At 71.5% G+C, this 17,401-nt stretch carries 19 protein-coding genes and 1 pseudogene; 11 read left to right on the top strand and 9 right to left on the bottom strand.

The window, feature by feature from the left end; translation table 11 throughout:
* The first annotated feature begins 26 nt into the window (after positions 1 to 26).
* Complete coding sequence (locus tag VE172_RS18580) at positions 27 to 848, top strand: APH(3') family aminoglycoside O-phosphotransferase (RefSeq protein WP_324803456.1); 822 nt, start codon at positions 27 to 29, stop codon at positions 846 to 848.
* Here VE172_RS18580 and VE172_RS18585 read toward each other — a convergent pair.
* The gene (locus VE172_RS18585) at positions 845 to 1,459 is read right to left on the bottom strand and encodes an alpha/beta fold hydrolase (protein WP_324803457.1); all 615 of its coding nucleotides are present in this window, start codon (positions 1,457 to 1,459) and stop codon (positions 845 to 847) included. The genes VE172_RS18580 and VE172_RS18585 overlap by 4 nt on opposite strands.
* Before the next feature lie 45 nt (positions 1,460 to 1,504).
* On the opposite strand from VE172_RS18585, the gene VE172_RS18590 reads away from it, so the two are divergent.
* The gene (locus VE172_RS18590; protein ID WP_324803458.1) at positions 1,505 to 2,164 is read left to right on the top strand and encodes a pentapeptide repeat-containing protein; all 660 of its coding nucleotides are present in this window, start codon (positions 1,505 to 1,507) and stop codon (positions 2,162 to 2,164) included.
* Here VE172_RS18590 and VE172_RS18595 read toward each other — a convergent pair.
* The gene (locus tag VE172_RS18595; RefSeq protein WP_324803459.1) at positions 2,161 to 3,087 is read right to left on the bottom strand and encodes an NAD-dependent epimerase/dehydratase family protein; all 927 of its coding nucleotides are present in this window, start codon (positions 3,085 to 3,087) and stop codon (positions 2,161 to 2,163) included. The genes VE172_RS18590 and VE172_RS18595 overlap by 4 nt on opposite strands.
* Entirely contained in the window at positions 3,084 to 3,692 is a 609-nt protein-coding gene (locus tag VE172_RS18600; RefSeq protein WP_324803461.1) for a dihydrofolate reductase family protein, read from the bottom strand. The genes VE172_RS18595 and VE172_RS18600 overlap by 4 nt, the downstream gene beginning before the upstream one ends.
* Before the next feature lie 134 nt (positions 3,693 to 3,826).
* Here VE172_RS18600 and VE172_RS18605 point away from each other — a divergent pair, with 134 nt between their 5' ends.
* Positions 3,827 to 4,642 carry a helix-turn-helix domain-containing protein gene (locus tag VE172_RS18605; RefSeq protein WP_324803462.1) on the top strand — a complete coding sequence of 272 codons (816 nt, stop codon included), beginning with the start codon at positions 3,827 to 3,829 and terminating at the stop codon, positions 4,640 to 4,642.
* A gap of 52 nt (positions 4,643 to 4,694) precedes the next feature.
* Positions 4,695 to 6,011 (top strand): FAD-binding oxidoreductase, encoded by a 1,317-nt coding sequence (locus VE172_RS18610; RefSeq protein ID WP_324803463.1) that lies wholly within the window; start codon positions 4,695 to 4,697, stop codon positions 6,009 to 6,011.
* Between the two features lie 2 nt (positions 6,012 to 6,013).
* On the opposite strand, the gene VE172_RS18615 is transcribed toward VE172_RS18610, so the two are convergent.
* Positions 6,014 to 7,201: an acyl-CoA dehydrogenase family protein gene (locus VE172_RS18615; protein ID WP_324803464.1), complete on the bottom strand. Its 1,188-nt coding sequence runs from the start codon at positions 7,199 to 7,201 to the stop codon at positions 6,014 to 6,016.
* A gap of 53 nt (positions 7,202 to 7,254) precedes the next feature.
* Between VE172_RS18615 and VE172_RS18620 the strand changes: the two genes are divergently transcribed.
* Positions 7,255 to 7,677 (top strand): secondary thiamine-phosphate synthase enzyme YjbQ, encoded by a 423-nt coding sequence (locus VE172_RS18620; RefSeq protein ID WP_324803465.1) that lies wholly within the window; start codon positions 7,255 to 7,257, stop codon positions 7,675 to 7,677.
* Here the strand turns inward: VE172_RS18620 and VE172_RS18625 are convergent.
* Positions 7,655 to 8,251 carry a TetR/AcrR family transcriptional regulator gene (locus tag VE172_RS18625; RefSeq protein ID WP_324803466.1) on the bottom strand — a complete coding sequence of 199 codons (597 nt, stop codon included), beginning with the start codon at positions 8,249 to 8,251 and terminating at the stop codon, positions 7,655 to 7,657. The genes VE172_RS18620 and VE172_RS18625 overlap by 23 nt on opposite strands.
* A 96-nt stretch (positions 8,252 to 8,347) precedes the next feature.
* Between VE172_RS18625 and VE172_RS18630 the strand changes: the two are divergent.
* Positions 8,348 to 8,692, top strand: a pseudogene (locus VE172_RS18630) (EamA family transporter); the annotation flags it as partial.
* 492 nt (positions 8,693 to 9,184) lie between these two features.
* Here VE172_RS18630 and VE172_RS18635 read toward each other — a convergent pair.
* Positions 9,185 to 9,874, bottom strand: a complete 690-nt coding sequence (locus tag VE172_RS18635; protein WP_414715121.1) for an alpha-ketoglutarate-dependent dioxygenase AlkB family protein — start codon at positions 9,872 to 9,874, stop codon at positions 9,185 to 9,187.
* Between the two features lie 111 nt (positions 9,875 to 9,985).
* Here VE172_RS18635 and VE172_RS18640 point away from each other — a divergent pair, with 111 nt between their 5' ends.
* Complete coding sequence (locus VE172_RS18640; protein ID WP_324803468.1) at positions 9,986 to 10,204, top strand: PspC domain-containing protein; 219 nt, start codon at positions 9,986 to 9,988, stop codon at positions 10,202 to 10,204.
* On the opposite strand, the gene VE172_RS18645 is transcribed toward VE172_RS18640, so the two are convergent.
* From VE172_RS18645 to VE172_RS18655, 3 genes are read right to left on the bottom strand one after another with little or no spacing between them, the layout of a single operon-like run.
* Positions 10,201 to 10,467 (bottom strand): DUF2277 domain-containing protein, encoded by a 267-nt coding sequence (locus VE172_RS18645; protein ID WP_324803469.1) that lies wholly within the window; start codon positions 10,465 to 10,467, stop codon positions 10,201 to 10,203. The genes VE172_RS18640 and VE172_RS18645 overlap by 4 nt on opposite strands.
* Before the next feature lie 9 nt (positions 10,468 to 10,476).
* A complete protein-coding gene (locus VE172_RS18650; RefSeq protein ID WP_324803470.1) occupies positions 10,477 to 11,667 on the bottom strand; it encodes an NAD(P)/FAD-dependent oxidoreductase in 1,191 nt (396 codons plus the stop codon).
* Positions 11,668 to 11,709: 42 nt separating this feature from the next.
* On the bottom strand, positions 11,710 to 12,915 hold the full coding sequence (locus VE172_RS18655; RefSeq protein ID WP_324803472.1) for a cytochrome P450: 1,206 nt from the start codon (positions 12,913 to 12,915) through the stop codon (positions 11,710 to 11,712).
* Positions 12,916 to 13,008: 93 nt separating this feature from the next.
* Between VE172_RS18655 and VE172_RS18660 the strand changes: the two genes are divergently transcribed.
* The 4 genes from VE172_RS18660 to VE172_RS18675 form a co-directional block, all read left to right on the top strand.
* Positions 13,009 to 13,662 carry a TetR/AcrR family transcriptional regulator gene (locus VE172_RS18660; RefSeq protein WP_324803473.1) on the top strand — a complete coding sequence of 218 codons (654 nt, stop codon included), beginning with the start codon at positions 13,009 to 13,011 and terminating at the stop codon, positions 13,660 to 13,662.
* 26 nt (positions 13,663 to 13,688) lie between these two features.
* The gene (locus tag VE172_RS18665; protein ID WP_324803474.1) at positions 13,689 to 15,188 is read left to right on the top strand and encodes an FGGY-family carbohydrate kinase; all 1,500 of its coding nucleotides are present in this window, start codon (positions 13,689 to 13,691) and stop codon (positions 15,186 to 15,188) included.
* Positions 15,185 to 15,832: a histidine phosphatase family protein gene (locus VE172_RS18670; RefSeq protein ID WP_324803475.1), complete on the top strand. Its 648-nt coding sequence runs from the start codon at positions 15,185 to 15,187 to the stop codon at positions 15,830 to 15,832. Before VE172_RS18665 ends, VE172_RS18670 begins: the two co-directional genes overlap by 4 nt.
* A gap of 183 nt (positions 15,833 to 16,015) precedes the next feature.
* A partial coding sequence (locus tag VE172_RS18675) for an ABC transporter substrate-binding protein (RefSeq protein WP_324803476.1) occupies positions 16,016 to 17,401 on the top strand: 1,386 nt, incomplete at its 3' end.

Genomic DNA, 17,401 nt, shown 5'->3' on the forward strand with positions numbered 1-17,401 from the left:
CCCGCGACATCGCACACAATGACCCGATGGGCTGCCTCGCCGAAACCGCGCTGCGCCGCGCCTACACCCGCCACGCCTGGACGGCGGTGTCGCGCGGCGGGCCGTCGGGCGCCACCGTGTTCCGCCTGGACGGGCCGTCGAGCCTGTACGTCAAGATCGCCGCCGCCAACACAGGTCCCGACCCCGGCGCCAGCCCCCGCGCCGAGGCCGAACGCCTGGCCTGGCTGGGCGACAACGGCATCGCCGCGCCCGAACCCCTCGACACCGGCGTCATCGACGACTACGAATACCTGGTGTCGGGTGCCGTGCCCGGGCGCCCCGCCAGCGACCCCTGGCCCGCCCATCAGCGCGACGCCGTCATCGACGCCGTGGCGGCCTTCGCGCGCGACCTGCACTCCATCGACGCCGCAGGGTGCCCCTTCGACCGCGGCCTGGAATCCACCGTGGAGGTGGCGTTGCGGTGCGCCCGCGACGACCTGGTCGACCGGGACGCCATGGACGCCGAACGCCAAGGCTGGACGAAGACACAGCTCGTCGACGCCCTGGAGTCGTCGGTGGCGCAGGTGCGCGGGGCCGAGCCCGAGGTGCTGTGCCACGGCGACTTCTGCCTGCCCAACATCCTCATCGACCCCGAGACCCTGAGCGCCACCGCGATCGTGGACGTCGGGAGGTTCGGGCGCGCCGACCGCTACACCGACCTGGCGTTGATGACCCGCAGCATCGCCCACCACCGCATGAACCGGCAGTACAACCACACCCACGCCGAGCGGTTCCTGCGCGCCTACGGCGCCGACCCCGCCGACGACACGCGCATCGCGTTCTACCGGCTGCTGGACGAGTTCTTCTAAGACAGACACCACTGCGCCAGCGCGTCGCAGAAGTCGTCACATTGGGGCGCGAACATCGGGGTGGGCGGTTCGGCAAACACGCCCAGGTCGGTCGCGCCGTCGACCAGGCGCAGCAGGGCGTCGGCGGTTTCGGGACGATGCGACGGCGAGGCAGCGGGCGCGCGCACCACCGCCGTGGCCGCGCCCGGCAACGCGGCGATGTCGCCGTCGCAGGCGCCCCGCAGCAGGCCTCCGGCCAACAGGCCCGCCACCGCCTCGGGGTGAAGGCCCTCGGCGGCGATCCTGGCCGCCACGCGCGCGTCGCGGTCGGCGTCGCCGGCGGTCAACGGCCACGCCAACACCACCTTGGACACCCGCGTGGGGAAGCGGCGCGCCAACGACACCGCCAGGCCGCTGGCGTTGCAGGCGCCCAAAAGCACCGACGGGCCGCGCGGCAGCAGCGGTGCCAGATGCTCGACCTCGGCGTCCCACGACGCCGCCCGCGCCAGCCGATCCGGCGCCACCACCTCAAGACCCCGCCTGGTCAGGCCCGCGGCGATGCCGGTGCGGTGCCAGAACCCGTCGGCGTCCATCGGCTCCCACAGGCCGCCGTGCAGCAACACGATTCGCATGACGACCATGGTGGCGTGTCGCCGCCGGTGACTATCGTCGAGGCCGTGACCGCACCCAAGACCCCCGCCCCGCCGCGCCTGGGCGACAACCTCGAAGCCACCTCCGACCCCGATCGGGTCGGCGACGGGGAGGAATGGTGGCAACTCGACGTCACCGATGTCGAGGCCGCCGACACCTCCGCGGCGGGCTTCAGCATCGAACAATGCCGCCTGGGCCGCGTCGACTTCTCCGCGGGAGCCTGGCAGCGGGCGTCGGTGCGCGACGTGGCGGCCCGCGACGGCAACTGGGCCAACCTCCACACCGAAGACTCCACACTGGAACGCGTCGCGCTGTCCACCACCCGCGCCACGGGACTACAGTGGACCAACGGGTTGGTGCGCGACGTGACCGTCACCGACAGCCGCGTCGACCTGGCGGGGTTCAGGTTTTCGAAGCTGCGCGACGTGGAGTTTCGCGACTGCAAACTGGCCGGACTCGACCTCACCGAGGCCGCCTTGACGCGGGTGCGGTTCGTCGACTGCGACCTGTCGGGCGCCAAACTCCACCACGCCACCATGAGCCAGGTCGCCTTCGACGACTGCGTCCTGGACGACATCGACGGCATCGAGGCGCTGCGCGGCGCCACCATCACCGCCGCCGACCTGATGCCCCTGCTGGACGCGCTCGCCCGCGCCCTGGGCATCACCGTGCGCCAGGTCGACTAGCGGTCGTGGCCGCGCAGCCAGGCGACATAGTCGGCCACGGCGGCCTCCACGTCGAAGTCGGGGGAGAAACCGGTGTCGGCGCACAGGCGCGCGATGTCGAGATACGCGGCGTCGGGGTCGCCGCCGCGCGGCAGCTCGATGTCGGCGCCGGGGACGGCGGCGTTGATGGCCGCGGCGACCTCCCCGAAGCGCACCGGCTGTCCACTGGAGACGTTGTAGGTGTCGTGGTGGAGGCGCCGCGTTGTCATCAACAGCGCGATCGCCCTGCCGCAGTCGGCGACGTAACACAGGTCGGTGGCGTCGTCGGCCGGCGGCGCCACCGACGGCGGCCGCCCCCACGCCGCGGCGGTGATCATCGGCGGCACGGGGGTGAACGGGTTGTCGGGCACCCCCAGCGGCCCGAACACCGTGCCGATGCGCGCGCTCACCGTCTCGAAACCGGCCGCGGCACCCGCCAGACTCGACCACAACTCCGCGGTCTTCTTGAACACCGGGATCTGATGCGGTGCGAGGCTCGGCAGCGCGGCGTCCTCGCGCAGCGGCGCGGCGTCGAGCCCGGCGTACACGGCGATCGAACTGGCCACCGCGAAACGCCGCACGCCCCACTGCCCGGCCGCCGCCAGCATGTTGAGCAGCCCCGTCGATTCGGCGCGCAGGTACTCCACGCAGTCGGGGTGGTCGTAGCGGGCCGCCGCCAGGTGCACGACCCCGGTGATCGGGTACGCCTCGCCCAGCCGCGACACGCTCGAGGCGTCCATGGTGTCGGCGCGCTCGACGGCCAGGCGCTCGGCGGGCTCGCCGCGCAGGAACCGCGGAAGCGCGGTGGAACGGCGCGCGGCGATGAGCACCGACTCGCCCGCGTCCAACAGGGCCCGGGCGGTGTGCGCCCCGATCGACCCCAGGCCGCCGGTAATGAGAATCATGACTGCTTCCTTGAGTTGTCGACGCGATAACGCAGGTGGGTGACGCCCGGCGCGGGGACCGCTTCTGTGAGGGTCAGCGAAATGTGGGCGGGCAGCTGCTGGAAGAACCGTCTCCCCGCCCCCAACAGGACGGGAACCTGGTGCAGCAGCAGCTCATCCACCACACCCGCCGCCAACGCCGCGGTGACCACGCCGCCGCCCATCAACGCGACGTCCTTGCCGCCGGCCAGATCCCGGGCCGCGGCCACCCCCTCGGCGAGGGACCCGACGAACCTCTGCCGGTCCCCGACCGAGGGCGGCGCGGCGCGGTGACTGACCACGACCATCGGGGCGCTCGGATGCGGGCTGCCGCCGCCGAAACCCTCCGAATCGTCGAAGGTGTTGCGGCCCGCCACGACCGCGCCGATGCTCGCCGCGGCGCCGTCGAAGACGCGGCGGCTCGGCTCGTACAGGCGAAACCCGTCGAACGCGGAACTGGGGACGTCACCGTTGGAATACCAATCGAACAACACGCCGCCGTCGCCCAAACCATTGCCGGGACCGGGGTCGCGGCCGGTGATGAAACCGTCCACCGACACCGCCAGCGCGGACACAACCTTGACCATGTGAGGCCTGCCTCTCGGGAACCGTGGCGTCGATGAACACCCACCGACGAGTCTGCAATGGAGGCTACGAGCCGCCGCCCGAGTCCGCCTTGAACAAATCGCGCATACCGCGCACGGCCCATTAAGCTGGCGGCGTGAAACGCGCACGCGACTACGACGAGCGCCTGCCGCACCCCGGCCTGGCCAGACGGGTGCGCACCGTGTGGATCCAACACACCGGGCCCGCGCCCGTCGTGCAACGCCACCTGCCCACCGGCGGGGCCGAACTGCAATGCCCCATCGGCGGCACCCCGCGCCTCGTCGGCCCCCTCACCCGCGCCGCCTCCGACGTCCTGCCCGCGGCAATGACCATCGTGGGCGCCCGATTCTGGCCCGCCGCCATCGCGCCCCTGGTGAGGGTGCCCGCCGACGAACTGGTCGATCAGATCGTGGCCTTCGACGACGTCGCCGCCCACCCGGGCCGCCTCGCCGAGCAACTGGCCGCCGCACCCACGCCCGAGGCCGCGCTGGAGGCACTGCAGGCCGACCTGCTGCACCGCCACACCCGACTGCCCCGCCTCGACGCACTGGTCGCCGCGGCCACCCGGCTCTTGATGCCGTGGCGCGGCACCGAGATCGCGCCCCTGGCGCGCCACCTGTGCATCTCCGAAAGCCAACTGCGGCGCCGATTCCTGACCACCGTCGGCCTCGGACCCAAGACCCTGCAAAGGACACTACGGTTCCAGGGCTACCTCGCCCTGGCCCAGGCCGCCACCGCCGACAGCCGCGTCGCCGACCTGGCCGCCGACGTCGGCTACGCCGACCACGCCCACCTGTCGCGCGAATGCCAGCGCCTCACCGGCCTCACCCCGCGCCAACTGTTGGGCGACTCCGTCGACCGCTGCGGCTGCGGCCACGACCACGCCGCCTCCTACGGCCCCTTCCTGGCCACCCGCCGCGTCCCGGCGTGAACGCGCGTTCCGTTCAAGACGAACGATCACCCGCGGCCGTAGCCTGGCGGGCGTGAACGAGCTGCGCCGCCTGGGCGCCGTCCTCGACGGTGACCTCATCACCCCCGCCCACCCCGCCTACGACACGGCGCGAAAGGGCGCCTTCGCCCGATTCGACGACATCCGCCCCGCCGCCGTCGCCCCGTGCGCGTCGGCCGCCGACGTGGCGCGGGTGCTGGCGTTCGCGCGGCACACCGCCACCCCCGTCGCCCCGCGCGGCGGCGGGCACTGCTTCGCCGGACGATCGAGCACCGGCGGCGTCGTCATCGACACCTCCCGCCTCGACGCCATCACTGTGGACGGTGACGGGACGGCGCGGGTCGGGGCGGGCGCGCGCCTGGGGCGGGTCTACCGCCAGCTGCATCGGCGGGGCCGCACCATACCCGCGGGCTGCGGGCCCGGCGTCGGCATCGCGGGCCTCACCCTCGGCGGGGGACTGGGGCTTTTGGGTCGCAGTCACGGCCTGACCTGCGACGCCCTGCGCGGCGCGCGGGTGGTGCTGGCCGACGGGCGCGTCGTCGACTGCGACGCCGACAACGAGCCCGACCTGTGGTGGGGCCTGCGCGGCGCGGGCGGCGGACAGTTCGGCGTCGTCACGCGGCTGACCTTCGCCACCGTCGCCGAACCGCGCGCCACCCGCTTCGCGCTGACCTGGCCGACAGGCTCGGCCGTCGACGTGGCCGCCGCGTGGCAGGACTGGGCACCCGAGGCACCCGACGACATCACCGCCAACCTCACCATCGTCGCCGAACCCGCGCGCCCGCCGCGCGCGACCGTGTTCGGATCGGCGCTGCGAGGCGTCGACGAGGCGGAAGAAGCGCTGGGGGAGTTGGTGGCGCGCACCGGAACCGAGCCCGAGTCCACATACGACACCCACGTGTGGAGCGACCTGAAACGCGCCCTGGCCGGACCCGAACCAGGGGAGCGACCGCGGACGTGGAGCCGCTCGGAATTCTTCACCGACCCGCTGCCCCCCGCGGTGCTCGACGACCTGATCGACGCCCAGACCGGCACCGCCGCGAGCCGCCGCGAACTCAACTTCACCGCCATGGGCGGCTCCTACCGTCGCCTAGCCGCCGACGCCACCGCCTTCGCCCACCGCCACCAGCGCTTCCTGCTGGAACACGTCGCCGACGACGCCGACGCGTGGCCCCACCGCTCCTGGGCGAGGGCCCACGCCCACGGGACCGGCGCGGTGTACGCGAACTTCCCCGACCCGCATCTCGACAACCCCGCCGTCGCCTACCACGGCGCGAACCTGCCGCGGCTGGTCGACGTCAAACGCCGCTACGACCCCGACCGGCTGCTGGCCTTCCCGCAGTCGATCTGAGGCTAGCCGCGAAACGCCGCGATTCCCGTCAACGCCTGCCCCAACACCAGGGTGTGCATTTCGGACGTTCCCTCGTACGTCAGCACCGACTCCAGGTTCGTCATGTGCCGGATCACGGGGTACTCCAGCGAAATCCCGTTGGCGCCCAGGATGGTGCGGGCGGTGCGGCACACCTCCAGGGCGTCGCGCACGTTGTTGAGCTTGCCGAAACTCACCTGCTCCGGGCGCAGCGTCCCCGCCTCCTTCAGGCGCCCCAGATGCGCCGCCAACAACAGGCCCCTGTGGACGGTCACGGCCATGTCGGCGAGCTTCTGCTGCGTCAGCTGGAAGCCCGCGATCGGGCGCCCGAACTGCACCCGCGTCCCCGCGTAGTCGATCGCGGTGTCCAGACACGACCGCGCCGCGCCCATCGACCCCCAGATGATCCCGAACCTCGCCTCGTTGAGGCACCGCAGCGCCGCGCCCAGGCCGCGCGCGTCGGGCAGCACCGCCTCGGCCGGAAGCCGCACCTCGTCGAACACCAGCTCGGCGGTGATCGACGCCCGCAGCGACAGCTTCCGCGTGATCTCGTTGGCCGCGAAACCGGGGGAGTCGGTGGGCACCACGAAGCCCCGAATCCCGTCGTCGGTGGACGCCCACACCACCGCCACGTCGGCGATCGAGCCGTTGGTGATCCACATCTTGCCCCCCGACAGCACCCAGTCGCCGCCGTCGCGGCGCGCCCGGGTGCTCATGCCCGACGGGTCGGAGCCGTGGTCGGGCTCGGTCAACCCGAAACACCCGATCGCCTCGCCGGCGGCCATCGCCGGCAGCCACTGTCGCTTGTGGTCCTCGGAGCCGTGGCGCCAGATCGCGTACATCGCCAGCGACCCCTGCACCGACATCAGCGAACGAATCCCCGAATCGCACGCCTCCAGCTCGGTGCACGCCAGGCCGTAGGCCGTGGCCGAGGCACCCGCGCAGCCGTACCCCTCCAGGTGCATCCCCAACACGCCCAGCCGCCCCAACTGGCGGGTGAGGCCGCGCGGATCGGGCAGCCGGCCCTGATCGAACCACTCCCCGACATGGGCGTCGATGTGGTCGCGGCAAAACCGCCGCACCGTGTCGCGCACCGCCTTCTCCTCGTCGGAGAAACCGGCGTCCAGATTCAACGGGTCTCGGGCGGAAAACGCCGCGGCGGAGTCACTCACGCGACCCACGCTATCGGTGCGCCCGCCGCGGCCGCGTGGCAGGATCAGTGGCCATGGCCGCCACATTCCACACCCAGATGCTGCGCCTGACCACCGGTCGCCTGCAGACCGCCGCCGACATCACCGACCAGTGCCGGCGATTCCTGCGCGAGCACGCCGACGGCGGCAGCGGCCTGCTGAATGTGTTCGTACCCCACGCCACCGCGGGAATCGCCGTCATCGAAACCGGGGCCGGCTCCGACACCGACCTGCTGGCCGCCCTCGCCGACCTGCTGCCCGCCGACGACCGCTGGCGCCACCAACACGGCTCGCCCGGGCACGGACGCGACCACGTTCTGCCCGCCCTCATCGCCCCGCACGCCACCATCCCCGTCATCGACGGCGACCTGGCCCTGGGCACCTGGCAGTCGGTGGTGTTCGTCGACACCAACACCGACAATCCACAACGCACATTCAGGCTGACGTTCCAGGGTTAGCCGCCGCGGCCAAAAGCGCCCGCGCCGCGGCCCGCGCCACCGTCACCGCGCTGTCGCGCCCGCCCACGTGGGTCGCCACCACCGCGCCCTCGTGCAGCACCAGCAGCTGGTCGGCCAGCATCGGCGCGCCCCGCACGCCCGCGTCGTCCAGCAGCTGCGCGAACAACTCGACCGTCCACGCCTTTTGATCCCGCGCCACCGCGCGGCCCGGGTGGGCCGGGTCGGACAGCTCGGCGTAGGCGTTGACCATGGCGCAGCCGCGGTCCCACGCCGCCTCCCACTCCTCCAGGGCGTCGAACACCGCCAACACCCGCGCGTAGCGGTCGTCGACCCGGCGCAGACGATCGATCATGAACGCGCGCCACCGCTGATCGCGATGCCGCAGGTAGGCCACCACCAGCGCCTCCTTGGAGCCGAAGCGGTCGTAGATGGTCTTCTTCGTCACCCCCGCCTCGCGCGCGATCAGATCCACCCCGACGGTGTGGATGCCGCGCTCGTAGAACAGGTCGCCGGCGACGGCGAGAATCCGGCGGGCCGCCGGGGTGAGCGGCCGTTCGACGGCGGTGGCGGTCATGGGCGTCCTCCTTCGCGTACACCGTGAGTATACCGACCGGTATATATACTTTCGCTAACTATACCGGTCCGTATACTAGCGTGAGGTTTGTCGTCTATGCCCGTAAACGTCGTATTGTCGGTCGGATTCGTGGTCACCTGGTCGTCCGGATTCATCGGCGCCGAACTGGGCACCCGCAACGCCCCCGCCACCACGCTGCTGGCCTGGCGATTCATCATCCTGGGCGTGGCCGCGGCCGCCTGGCTGGCCTGGCGCGCCCGCCGCCTCAGCCGCGCCGCCGTGGCCTGGCAGGTCCTCATCGGCCTGCTCGCCCAGGCCGGATACCTGTACGGCATCGTCGTGGCCACCCAGCTGGGCGTGCCCGCGGGCACCAGCGCGCTGATCGCCGCCCTGCAACCCGTGGCGGCCGCCGTGGCCGTCGGCTTCGGCGACGGGCGCCGGCCGTCGACCCCCACGGTCGCGGGACTCGCCGCGGGCCTGGGCGGCACCGCCCTGGTCGTGTCCGGCGACCTCGGTGCCTCCGCGCCCGCCTGGGCCTTCGCCCTGCCCGCCGCCGCGATGGCCAGCCTGGTGGCCGCCACCCTGCTGCAACACCGCGTCCCGGCCCGCCACGGCGTGCGCGCCACCGACGCCCTGGCCATCCAATGCGCCACCAGCGCCGCCGTCAGCCTCGCCGCCGCGACCGCCACCGGCACCCTGACACCCCCGGCGACGGGGGAGTTCTGGGCGGCGGTCGCCTGGGTCATCGCGCTGTCCACACTGGGCGGGTACGGGTTCTACTGGGCCGTGGCCAAGCGCCTGGGACCCGTCGGCGTGTCGGGCCTGCTGTACCTCACGCCCCCGGCCACCGCGCTGTGGGCGTGGGCGATGTTCGCCCAGGCCCCGTCCGTTCTCGCCCTGGTGGGCATGGGCGTGGCCGCGGCCGCCGTGGCGCTACTGGCGCGGGGCCTGCAGGCCGGAGCGGCGCAGCGTGATGTTCAACCGGCCGCCGTCCAGGCCGATGTCGTCGGGGCCGGTGCCGGCCAACACCCGCGGCACCCCGTGGAAGGCCAGCCGTGACGGCCCGCCGAAGACGAACAGGTCGCCCGACTCCAAGGTGACGTCGCGCCAGGGACGGTTGCGGTTGTCGGTGTTGCCGAATCGGAACACGCAGCTGTCGCCCAGACTCAGCGACACCACCGGCGCGTCGGTCTTCTCGTCGGAATCCTGGTGCATCCCCATGCGCGCGTCGACGTCGTAGAAGTTGATCAACGCGATGTCCGGGTCGTAGCCGCCGTCGTGGCCGTAGGCGGCGGCCACCGCCGCGCGCCCCAGCGCGCCCAGGTCGTCGGGAAACGGCTTCACCGCCGCGCCGTCGGTGTCGTCGGCGGTGCGGCTGTAGCGGTACGGCACCCAATGCCACCCCAGACTCACCTGCGCCACCGACATCACGCCGCCGCGCGGCATCCGCTTGCGCCGCATCCCCGCCGGCGCCCGCGACCAGTCCCGGCACCGCCCCACCAGGTCCCGCTGCTGCCGCCGCGACAACCACCCGGGCACGTGCACCGCGCCGGGCGCCAACTCGCTGCGGGTCTGCGGAATCAGGGCCACCCCGCCACCCTGACACGCGCCTGCGACACGCATCAGGGACGAATCAGGGCGCGACCCTGATGTGCCCGGCCCGCCGCGCCGCCACCATGGAAGACACACCCCGCGCCACCGGGCACGGGCCACCGCCAACGGGAGGACACACCCATGAGCACTCTGGTCAGACCACGCGAAGGCCGCGTCATCGCCGGGGTCTGCGCCGGACTGGCGCACCGCTTCGGCATCAGCCCCACCGCCATGCGCGTCATCGCGGTGCTGTCGTGCCTGCTGCCGGGGCCGCAGTTCGTCATCTACCTGGCGCTGTGGATCCTGGTGCCCAACGAAAAGCGCCAACCCAGCTACGGCTACGCGCCGCCGGCGGCCTAACCGAAACGGGCGGCCGAGCGCGCCGCGGCGCGCTCGCGCTCCTGCTCGCGGGTGCGCGGCGGCGCCGTCGTCGTCAACGACTCCAACAGGGTCGCGCTGGCGGCGGCCACCGCGTCCACCGCGGCGTCGAAGGCTGCCTGATTGGCCTGTGAGGGTTTCGGTGCGCCCGACAGCTTGCGCACGTACTGCACGGCGGCGTCGCGGATCTCCTCGGCCGTGGCCGGGGGAGCCAGATTGTTCAGGCGGCGAATGTTGCGGCACATGCGCCCAGGCTAGCCGCGCTGTCCGACAGCCGCGGGCATGTCGCCGCGGGCGGCGATGAGCGCGCGCAGACCCATCAGGGGCTTCACCATTCCCGAACCGACCGCGCCGACGATGCGTCCGGCGCGGCCGTAGGCCGCCACGAACCTTCCCGACGCCACGTCGCCGTCGACCACCGCGAAATCCAGGTCGGCGCCGACCTGGCCCCACGCCTGGAGCTTCGTGTCGTACTGGTCGCTCCAGAAGTAGGGGACGCTGTCGAAGGCCCGCGGGTTGTCGCCCAACAGGTTGATCGCGGCCAGGCGGCCCGACTCGCCGGCGCTGGTGCGGTGCTCCACGCGCACCCGGGCGTCGAACAACGGGTGATACCAGCTGGCCACGTCCCCGGCCGCGTACACCCCGGGCGCCGCGGCGCAGTACTGGTCGCAGGCGACCGCGCCGTCGCGCAGCAGGCCGCTGTCGGCCAGCCAGCCCGTGGCCGGGACGGTGCCGATGCCCACCACCACGACGTCGGCGTCCACCCGCGACCCGTCGTGAAGGATCGCGCCGTCGACGTGACCGCCGGAGGCGGTGAGCTCGCGAACCCCGGTGCCGCACCGCACGTCCACGCCGTGTCGCTTGTGGAGCTCGGCGAGATGGTCGGCGATCACGTCGCCCAGCGCGGTGACCATCGGTGCCCGCAGCGGGTCCACCATGGTCACCTCCATGCCGCGTTCGCGCGCCACCGACGCCGCCTCGGCGCCGATGAAACCCGCGCCCACCACCAGCAGCCGGCCGCCGGCGTTCAGCCGGGCGCGCATCGCCAGCGCGTCGTCCAGGGTGCGCAGGTAGTGCACGCCCTCGGGAGTCTCGCCGGGCAGCCGCCGCGCGGCCACGCCGCAGGCGATGATCACGCCGTCGAAGCCCACCCGGGTGCCGTCGTCCAGGTCGAGGACGCGGGCGTCCACGTCGAGACCGGTGGCGGCGGTGCCCAGCCGCAGGTCGATGCCCCACTCGTCGATGCGTTCGCGCGGACGCAAGGTCAACCGCTCGGGCTCCCACGCTCCCGACAGCAGCTGCTTGGACAGGGGCGGACGGTCGTACGGCAGGTGGTCCTCGGCGCCGATCAACGTGACGCGCCCGTCGAAACCCTGTTGCCGCAGGGCCTCGGCCGCGGAGATGCCCGCCGCCGAGGCCCCGACGATGGCGATGTGGTTCAGCATGAGTCGATTGTGAAGGCCGCCGTCGCGGTCACCGTCGCCGCCTCACCACCGCACCGGCATCCGGTAGATGCCGTAGATTCCGGCGTCGTATTTGAACGGCAGGTCCTCAAGCGGCACCGCCAGCTCCAGGTCGGGGACGCGGGCGAACAGGGTGTTGATGGCGATCTCCAGTTCGGCGCGCGCCAGGTTCTGGCCCAGGCACTGGTGTACCCCGAACCCGAACGCCAGGTGGTGCCGGGCGCCCCGGTCGGGGTCGACGACGTCGGGGCGTTCGAAGGCGTCGGGGTCGTGGTTGGCGGCGCCGACCGCGTTGATCACGCCGTGGCCCGCGGGGATGACGGTGTCGCCGACGGTGAGGTCGTCGACGACCGCCCGCGACGTCGCCGCCTCCACGATGGAGTGATAGCGCAGCAGCTCCTCCACCAGCTCCGGCGTGGCCTCGGGGTGGTCGATGACACGGCGGCGCAGGTCGGCGTCGGACACGATGGACGCCGTCGACAGCGAGATCATGTTGGCGGTGGTCTCGTGCCCGGCCACCAGCAGCAGATTGGCCACCCCTATCAGGGTGTCGCGGTCGTATTCGCCCTCGCCGCGGTAGGTGTCGATCAGCCGCGACAGCAGGTCGTCGGCGGGATCGGTCTCCTTGACCGCGATCAGCTCGCCGAGATAGCCACGCAGTTCGTCGGTGGCGACCATGCGTTGTTCGACGGTGGTGTTGCGGTTGAGCAGCAGGCTGGATCGGGACTGGAAGAAGTCCCGATCCGCGTACGGCACCCCCAACAGCTCGCAGATCACCAGCGACGGCACCGGCAGCGACAGCGCCTGCACCAGGTCGACCGGCGTCGGCCCGTCCAGCATCGCGTCGATGGCGGCGTCGGTGATGGCCTGGATCGCCGGTTGCATCGTCTTGACGTGCTTGACGGTGAAGGTGCTGGTGACCTTGCGGCGGTGGCGGGAGTGTTCGGGGTCGTCGGCGGAGATGAACTGGCCGGGGCGCGACAGCAAATGGATGTTGGGGAACAGGGCGGGGAAGCCGGGGGCGGCGCGGTTGGAGCTCACCTTGGGGCTGGCGAGAACCTCGCGGGCCAGGTCGTGTTTGGTCACCATCCAGGCGGTGGACCCGTCCTGCAGCGTGACCTGGGAGACTGGGTGTTCGGCGCGGATGGCGGCGTAGTCGCTGGGCGGGCCGAAGGGACACTTTCGCGTCATGGGGAACTGCGGTGGATTGTTCACGGCGGAGTCGGCCATGGTGGCACCTACCCTCAATAAGAGACAGCGGGTTTCTTAAATTCGAAAGTACGCTCGGCAGGCAAGGGACGCAAGGTATCTAATGAGGCTGTGATGGCGGACACCGACAACGAAGCGACGTCCACGGGGGTGCCCGCCTCGAGGCGCCGCGGCGCCGCCCTGGAAGCCGCCATCGCGGACGCCGCCTGGGACGAGCTCGCCGAGGTCGGCTACGCCGAGGTCACCATGCTCGGCATCGCCAAGCGCGCGGGAACCAGCAAGGCGGTGTTGTACCGCCGCTGGCGCAACCTCCCCGAGCTGTACCTCGACGTCCTGACCTCCAAACGCGTCGACATCGACATCCCCGACACCGGCAACCTGCGCGACGACCTGGTGGAACTGCTCGACTGGCTGCGGCGCCGCATCGCGGGCATGCCCGCCGACTTCATCGCGGGCATGATCACCGCCACCCACCGCCGCCCCGACCTGGCCGAGAAGTTCCGCGATTTCATCCGACAGTCCCAGGTCGTCACCGCGATGGACGCCATCGTCAACAGGGCCGTGGCGCGCGGCGAGATCAAACCCGGCGCGCTCACCGCACCGATGCGGTCGATGCCGTTCGACCTGCTGCGCCACGACCTGTTGATCTACGGCACCGTCGCGCCCGACCGCGTCCCCGTCATCGTCGAGGAGATCTTCGTGCCGATGCTGCGCGGCCGCGACGCTTTATCTTATCGTGCATTGATGTTATCTTCTCACTGCTCATAACATTCTTTTGCGGAGAGAGGGGCGTCATGGCCGCATCCCCCCGGAGCCGCGGGCGAGCCTGGGTCGGGGTCGACCTGGGCACCCAGAGCGTTCGCGCCGTCGTCGTCGGCGACACCGGCGCGGTGCTGGGGCAGGGATCGTCCGCACTGGACAGCACGCGGTGGCCCGACGGGCGTCACGAACAGGACGCGCGCCAGTGGTGGGACGCGGTCGTGCGGGCCGCGGCGAGCGCGATGGCGCAGGCCGGCACCGCCGACATCGCGGGCATCGCGTGCTGCGGGACCTCCGGCACCGTCCTGCTGGTCGCCGACACCGAGTCCGATCCGGCGAGCCCGCTGGGGCCGGGATTGATGTACGACGACACCCGCGCCGCCGACCAGGCCGCGCGGGTGCGGGACCTGCCCGCGCGGGCATGGGCCGCCGCCGGGATCAGTCCACAACGGACCTGGGCGTTGCCGAAGGCGCTGTGGCTGGTGGACCGGGGGCGCCCGCCCGGCCGGGTCCGGCTGGCGCACCAGGTGGACGTCATCAATTCGCGACTGATCGGACGCCCCGCCGCCGCCGACACCAGCAACGCGCTCAAGACCGGCATCGACCCGATCGCCGGGAGCTGGCCCGCCGAGGACCTGGATCGCCTGGGGCTCGACCCCGGGCTGCTGCCGCCGCTGGCGGCCCCCGGCCAGGTGCTGGGACACGTGTGCGCGCGGGCTTCCGAGCGCACCGGCATTCCCGCCGGCGTGCCGGTCGTCGCCGGAATGACCGACGGCTGTGCCGCCCAGATCGCCGCCGGGGTGCTGCGCCCCGGGCAGTGGAACCTCGTCGTGGGCACCACGACCGTCCTCAAGGGCGTGTCGGATTCGCTGCTTCACGACCCCACCGGCGCCCTGTACTCGCATCGCTCGCCGGACGGGCGCTGGTGGCCCGGTGGCGCGTCGAGCGCCGGGGCCGGTCTGCTCAGCCAGCAGTTCGAACCGTCCGAATACGACGCCCTGGACGCCCGGGCCGCCGAGCGGGAACCCGCCGGATGCCTGACGTATCCGCTGGCGACGGTGGGGGAGCGGTTCCCGTTTCGCCGACCCGACGCCCAGCGCCTGACCATCGGGCAACCGCGCGACGACGCCGACCGCTACGCCGCGATCCTTCAGGGGGTGGCGTTCGTGGAACGCCTGTGTCTCGACCACGTCCGGGCGCTGGGCGCGAGCGTGGGGGAGCGGGTGACCGTCACCGGCGGCGGCGCCCGCAGCGCCTACTGGACCCAGCTGCAGGCCGACATCCTGGGACGGACCGTGCTGGTGCCGCGGCTGGCCGAGGGCGCGGTGGGCATGGCGGTGCTCGCGGCGTCCCATGTGGGCACATTGGCCGAGGCGGCCGGGCGCATGCTCGACGAGGTGGGGCAGTTTCGTCCCCGACCCGGTGCGCGGCAACGGTTCGACGGCCGCTACGCCGAACTCGTCGCCGCGCTGCGGGCGCGCGACTGGATCGGCGAGGACCTCGCCGCGTCCGCGCTGTCGGGAGTGGAGTCATGAGCGACACCGTCGTCCTGCTGATCCGTCACGGCGAGACCTCGTTTCACGCGCGAAACCGCTACTGCGGACGCACCGACGCGCCGTTGACGGCCCGGGGCCGGCGACAGGCCGCCGACCTGGCGGTGTGGGCGGCCACGGCGCGGCTCGACGCGGTGTACAGCTCCACCCTGCGGCGCGCCGCGGACACCGCCGATCCGTCCGCCCACGCCGCGGGTGTGCGGTGCACCCGCGACGCGCGGCTGGTGGAGCTGGATTTCGGGCTCGCCGAGGGATTGACCGCCGGGGAGATGGCCGAGCGCTGGCCCGAACAGCGCGCGGCGTTCGTGTCCGACCCGGTGGCCCACCCGCTGCCCGGGGGAGAGGATCCGCGCGCCGCCATCGACAGGGGGGCCGCGGCGGTGGCCGACATGGCCGCCCGCCATCGCGGCGGCCGCGTCCTGGCGGTGTGCCACAGCACGCTGCTGCGCCTGGTGACCTGCGGCTTGACCGGCATCGACCCGGCGGGCTACCGGGCCCGGTTCCCGAAGGTCGCCAACACCAGCGGCGCGGTGCTGCGGCATCGCGGGCCGCGCGGCGACTGGGAGCTGGTGGATTTCAATCCGGCGCTGACCAACGGGGTACCCGGCCACCGGCCGATCACATGAATTAACAAGATTCGACGTTAAGAACTCTTGACCAGATGTGAATTAGATCGTAGGCTCCCGGAAACAACTGGAAACCCGCCCGTCATCGGGCCGTAAGCATACGGCCGTTGTGCTGGTACTGCCCCCGCAACCGGCGCCCGGCCACTAGTCCGCTCCCTGACTCCCCGGAGGTCTGGAGATCTCATGAACAACACTCATCACACCGGTCGGCGCCACAACCGACGCGATCTGCTGCGGCTCACCGGACTCGGGGCGGCCCTCACCGTCAGCGCGCCGATGCTGCAAGCCTGCGGTTTCGGCGGCGGCTCGGGCCAAGACGGCGACTCGGCGGCCAACGACATCACCGGCAGCTTCGACTGGAAGAAGTACGACGGCAAGACCGTCAAGCTGCTGATGAACAAGCACCCCTACACCGACGCGCTCAAGAAACACAAGTCCGAGTTCGAGCACAAGACCGGCATCACCCTGGAGATCGACGAGTTCCCCGAGTCGAACTACTTCGACAAGGTCACCCTGGAACTCAAGTCCCGCCAGGGCAACTACGACGCCTTCATGCTCGGCGCCTACATGGTGTGGCAGTACGGCCCGCCCGGATACCTCGAAAACCTCGGACCGTGGATGAAGAACGACTCCGCCACCCACGGCGACTTCGACTCCGAGGACTTCTTCCCCAACCTGCTGAAGGCCGGACGGTGGGACTTCACCAACGGCGACCCGCTCGGCGGCAAGAAGCAGTGGATGCTGCCGTGGGGCTTCGAGACCAACGTGATCTGTTACCGCAAGGACGTGTTCAAGAAGCTCGGCCTCAAACCGGCCGAGACCTTCGACGAGCTCATCGACCTGGCCGCGACCCTCGACAAGAAGACCGGGTCCAAGGGCTTCGACGACATGTACGGCATCGCGGTGCGCGGCTCCAAGGAATGGGCCACCATCCACCCCGGATTCATGACCATGTACTCCCGGCTCGGCCTGAAGGACTTCGACGTCAAGGGCGGCAAGCTGGTGCCGCGCATGAACTCGGCCAAGGCGGTCGACTTCACCGACAAGTGGGCCAAGATGGTGCGCGACTCCGGCCCCAAGGGCTGGACGTCCTACACCTGGTACCAGGCGTCCAGCGACCTCGGCTCGGGCAAGACCGCCATGCTCTTCGACGCCGACTCCGCCTCGTACTTCCAAAACGAGGGCACCAAGGCGGCCGGAAAACTCGCCTGGCACCCCGGTCCCAAGGGCCCCGACGGCTCCCTGGCCACCAACATGTGGATCTGGTCGCTGGCCATGAACGCCTCGTCCAAGAACAAGGGACCCGCGTGGTGGTTCCTGCAGTGGGCGACGTCCAAGGAACACCTGAAGTATGCCGCCACCAAGGGCCAGCACATCGACACGGTGCGCCAGTCGATCGCCAAGTCCGCGCCGTACAAGGACAAGCTGACCAGCTACACCGACTTCCTCGACACCTTCAACACCGTCATCGACCACACCAAGATCCAGTTCACGCCGCAGAAGAACTTCTTCGACGCCACCACCTCGTGGGCGGGGGCGCTGCAGACCATCTACGGCGGCGAGGACGCC

Origin of the sequence: Stackebrandtia sp. (assembly GCF_035643755.1) — a bacterium.
In the GTDB taxonomy this organism is placed as follows: domain Bacteria; phylum Actinomycetota; class Actinomycetes; order Mycobacteriales; family Micromonosporaceae; genus Stackebrandtia.

Bases quoted from the DNA above. Each gene is read 5' to 3' on its own strand.
- VE172_RS18580 (WP_324803456.1), top strand. From the start codon at position 27: ATGGGCTGCCTCGCCGAAACCGCGCTGCGCCGCGCCTACACCCGCCAC.
- VE172_RS18585 (WP_324803457.1), bottom strand. From the start codon at position 1,459: ATGCGAATCGTGTTGCTGCACGGCGGCCTGTGGGAGCCGATGGACGCC.
- VE172_RS18595 (WP_324803459.1), bottom strand. From the start codon at position 3,087: ATGATTCTCATTACCGGCGGCCTGGGGTCGATCGGGGCGCACACCGCC.
- VE172_RS18600 (WP_324803461.1), bottom strand. From the start codon at position 3,692: ATGGTCAAGGTTGTGTCCGCGCTGGCGGTGTCGGTGGACGGTTTCATC.
- VE172_RS18620 (WP_324803465.1), top strand. From the start codon at position 7,255: ATGGCCGCCACATTCCACACCCAGATGCTGCGCCTGACCACCGGTCGC.
- VE172_RS18625 (WP_324803466.1), bottom strand. From the start codon at position 8,251: ATGACCGCCACCGCCGTCGAACGGCCGCTCACCCCGGCGGCCCGCCGG.
- VE172_RS18635 (WP_414715121.1), bottom strand. From the start codon at position 9,874: ATGCGTGTCGCAGGCGCGTGTCAGGGTGGCGGGGTGGCCCTGATTCCG.
- VE172_RS18640 (WP_324803468.1), top strand. From the start codon at position 9,986: ATGAGCACTCTGGTCAGACCACGCGAAGGCCGCGTCATCGCCGGGGTC.
- VE172_RS18645 (WP_324803469.1), bottom strand. From the start codon at position 10,467: ATGTGCCGCAACATTCGCCGCCTGAACAATCTGGCTCCCCCGGCCACG.
- VE172_RS18650 (WP_324803470.1), bottom strand. From the start codon at position 11,667: ATGCTGAACCACATCGCCATCGTCGGGGCCTCGGCGGCGGGCATCTCC.
- VE172_RS18655 (WP_324803472.1), bottom strand. From the start codon at position 12,915: ATGGCCGACTCCGCCGTGAACAATCCACCGCAGTTCCCCATGACGCGA.
- VE172_RS18660 (WP_324803473.1), top strand. From the start codon at position 13,009: ATGGCGGACACCGACAACGAAGCGACGTCCACGGGGGTGCCCGCCTCG.
- VE172_RS18665 (WP_324803474.1), top strand. From the start codon at position 13,689: ATGGCCGCATCCCCCCGGAGCCGCGGGCGAGCCTGGGTCGGGGTCGAC.
- VE172_RS18670 (WP_324803475.1), top strand. From the start codon at position 15,185: ATGAGCGACACCGTCGTCCTGCTGATCCGTCACGGCGAGACCTCGTTT.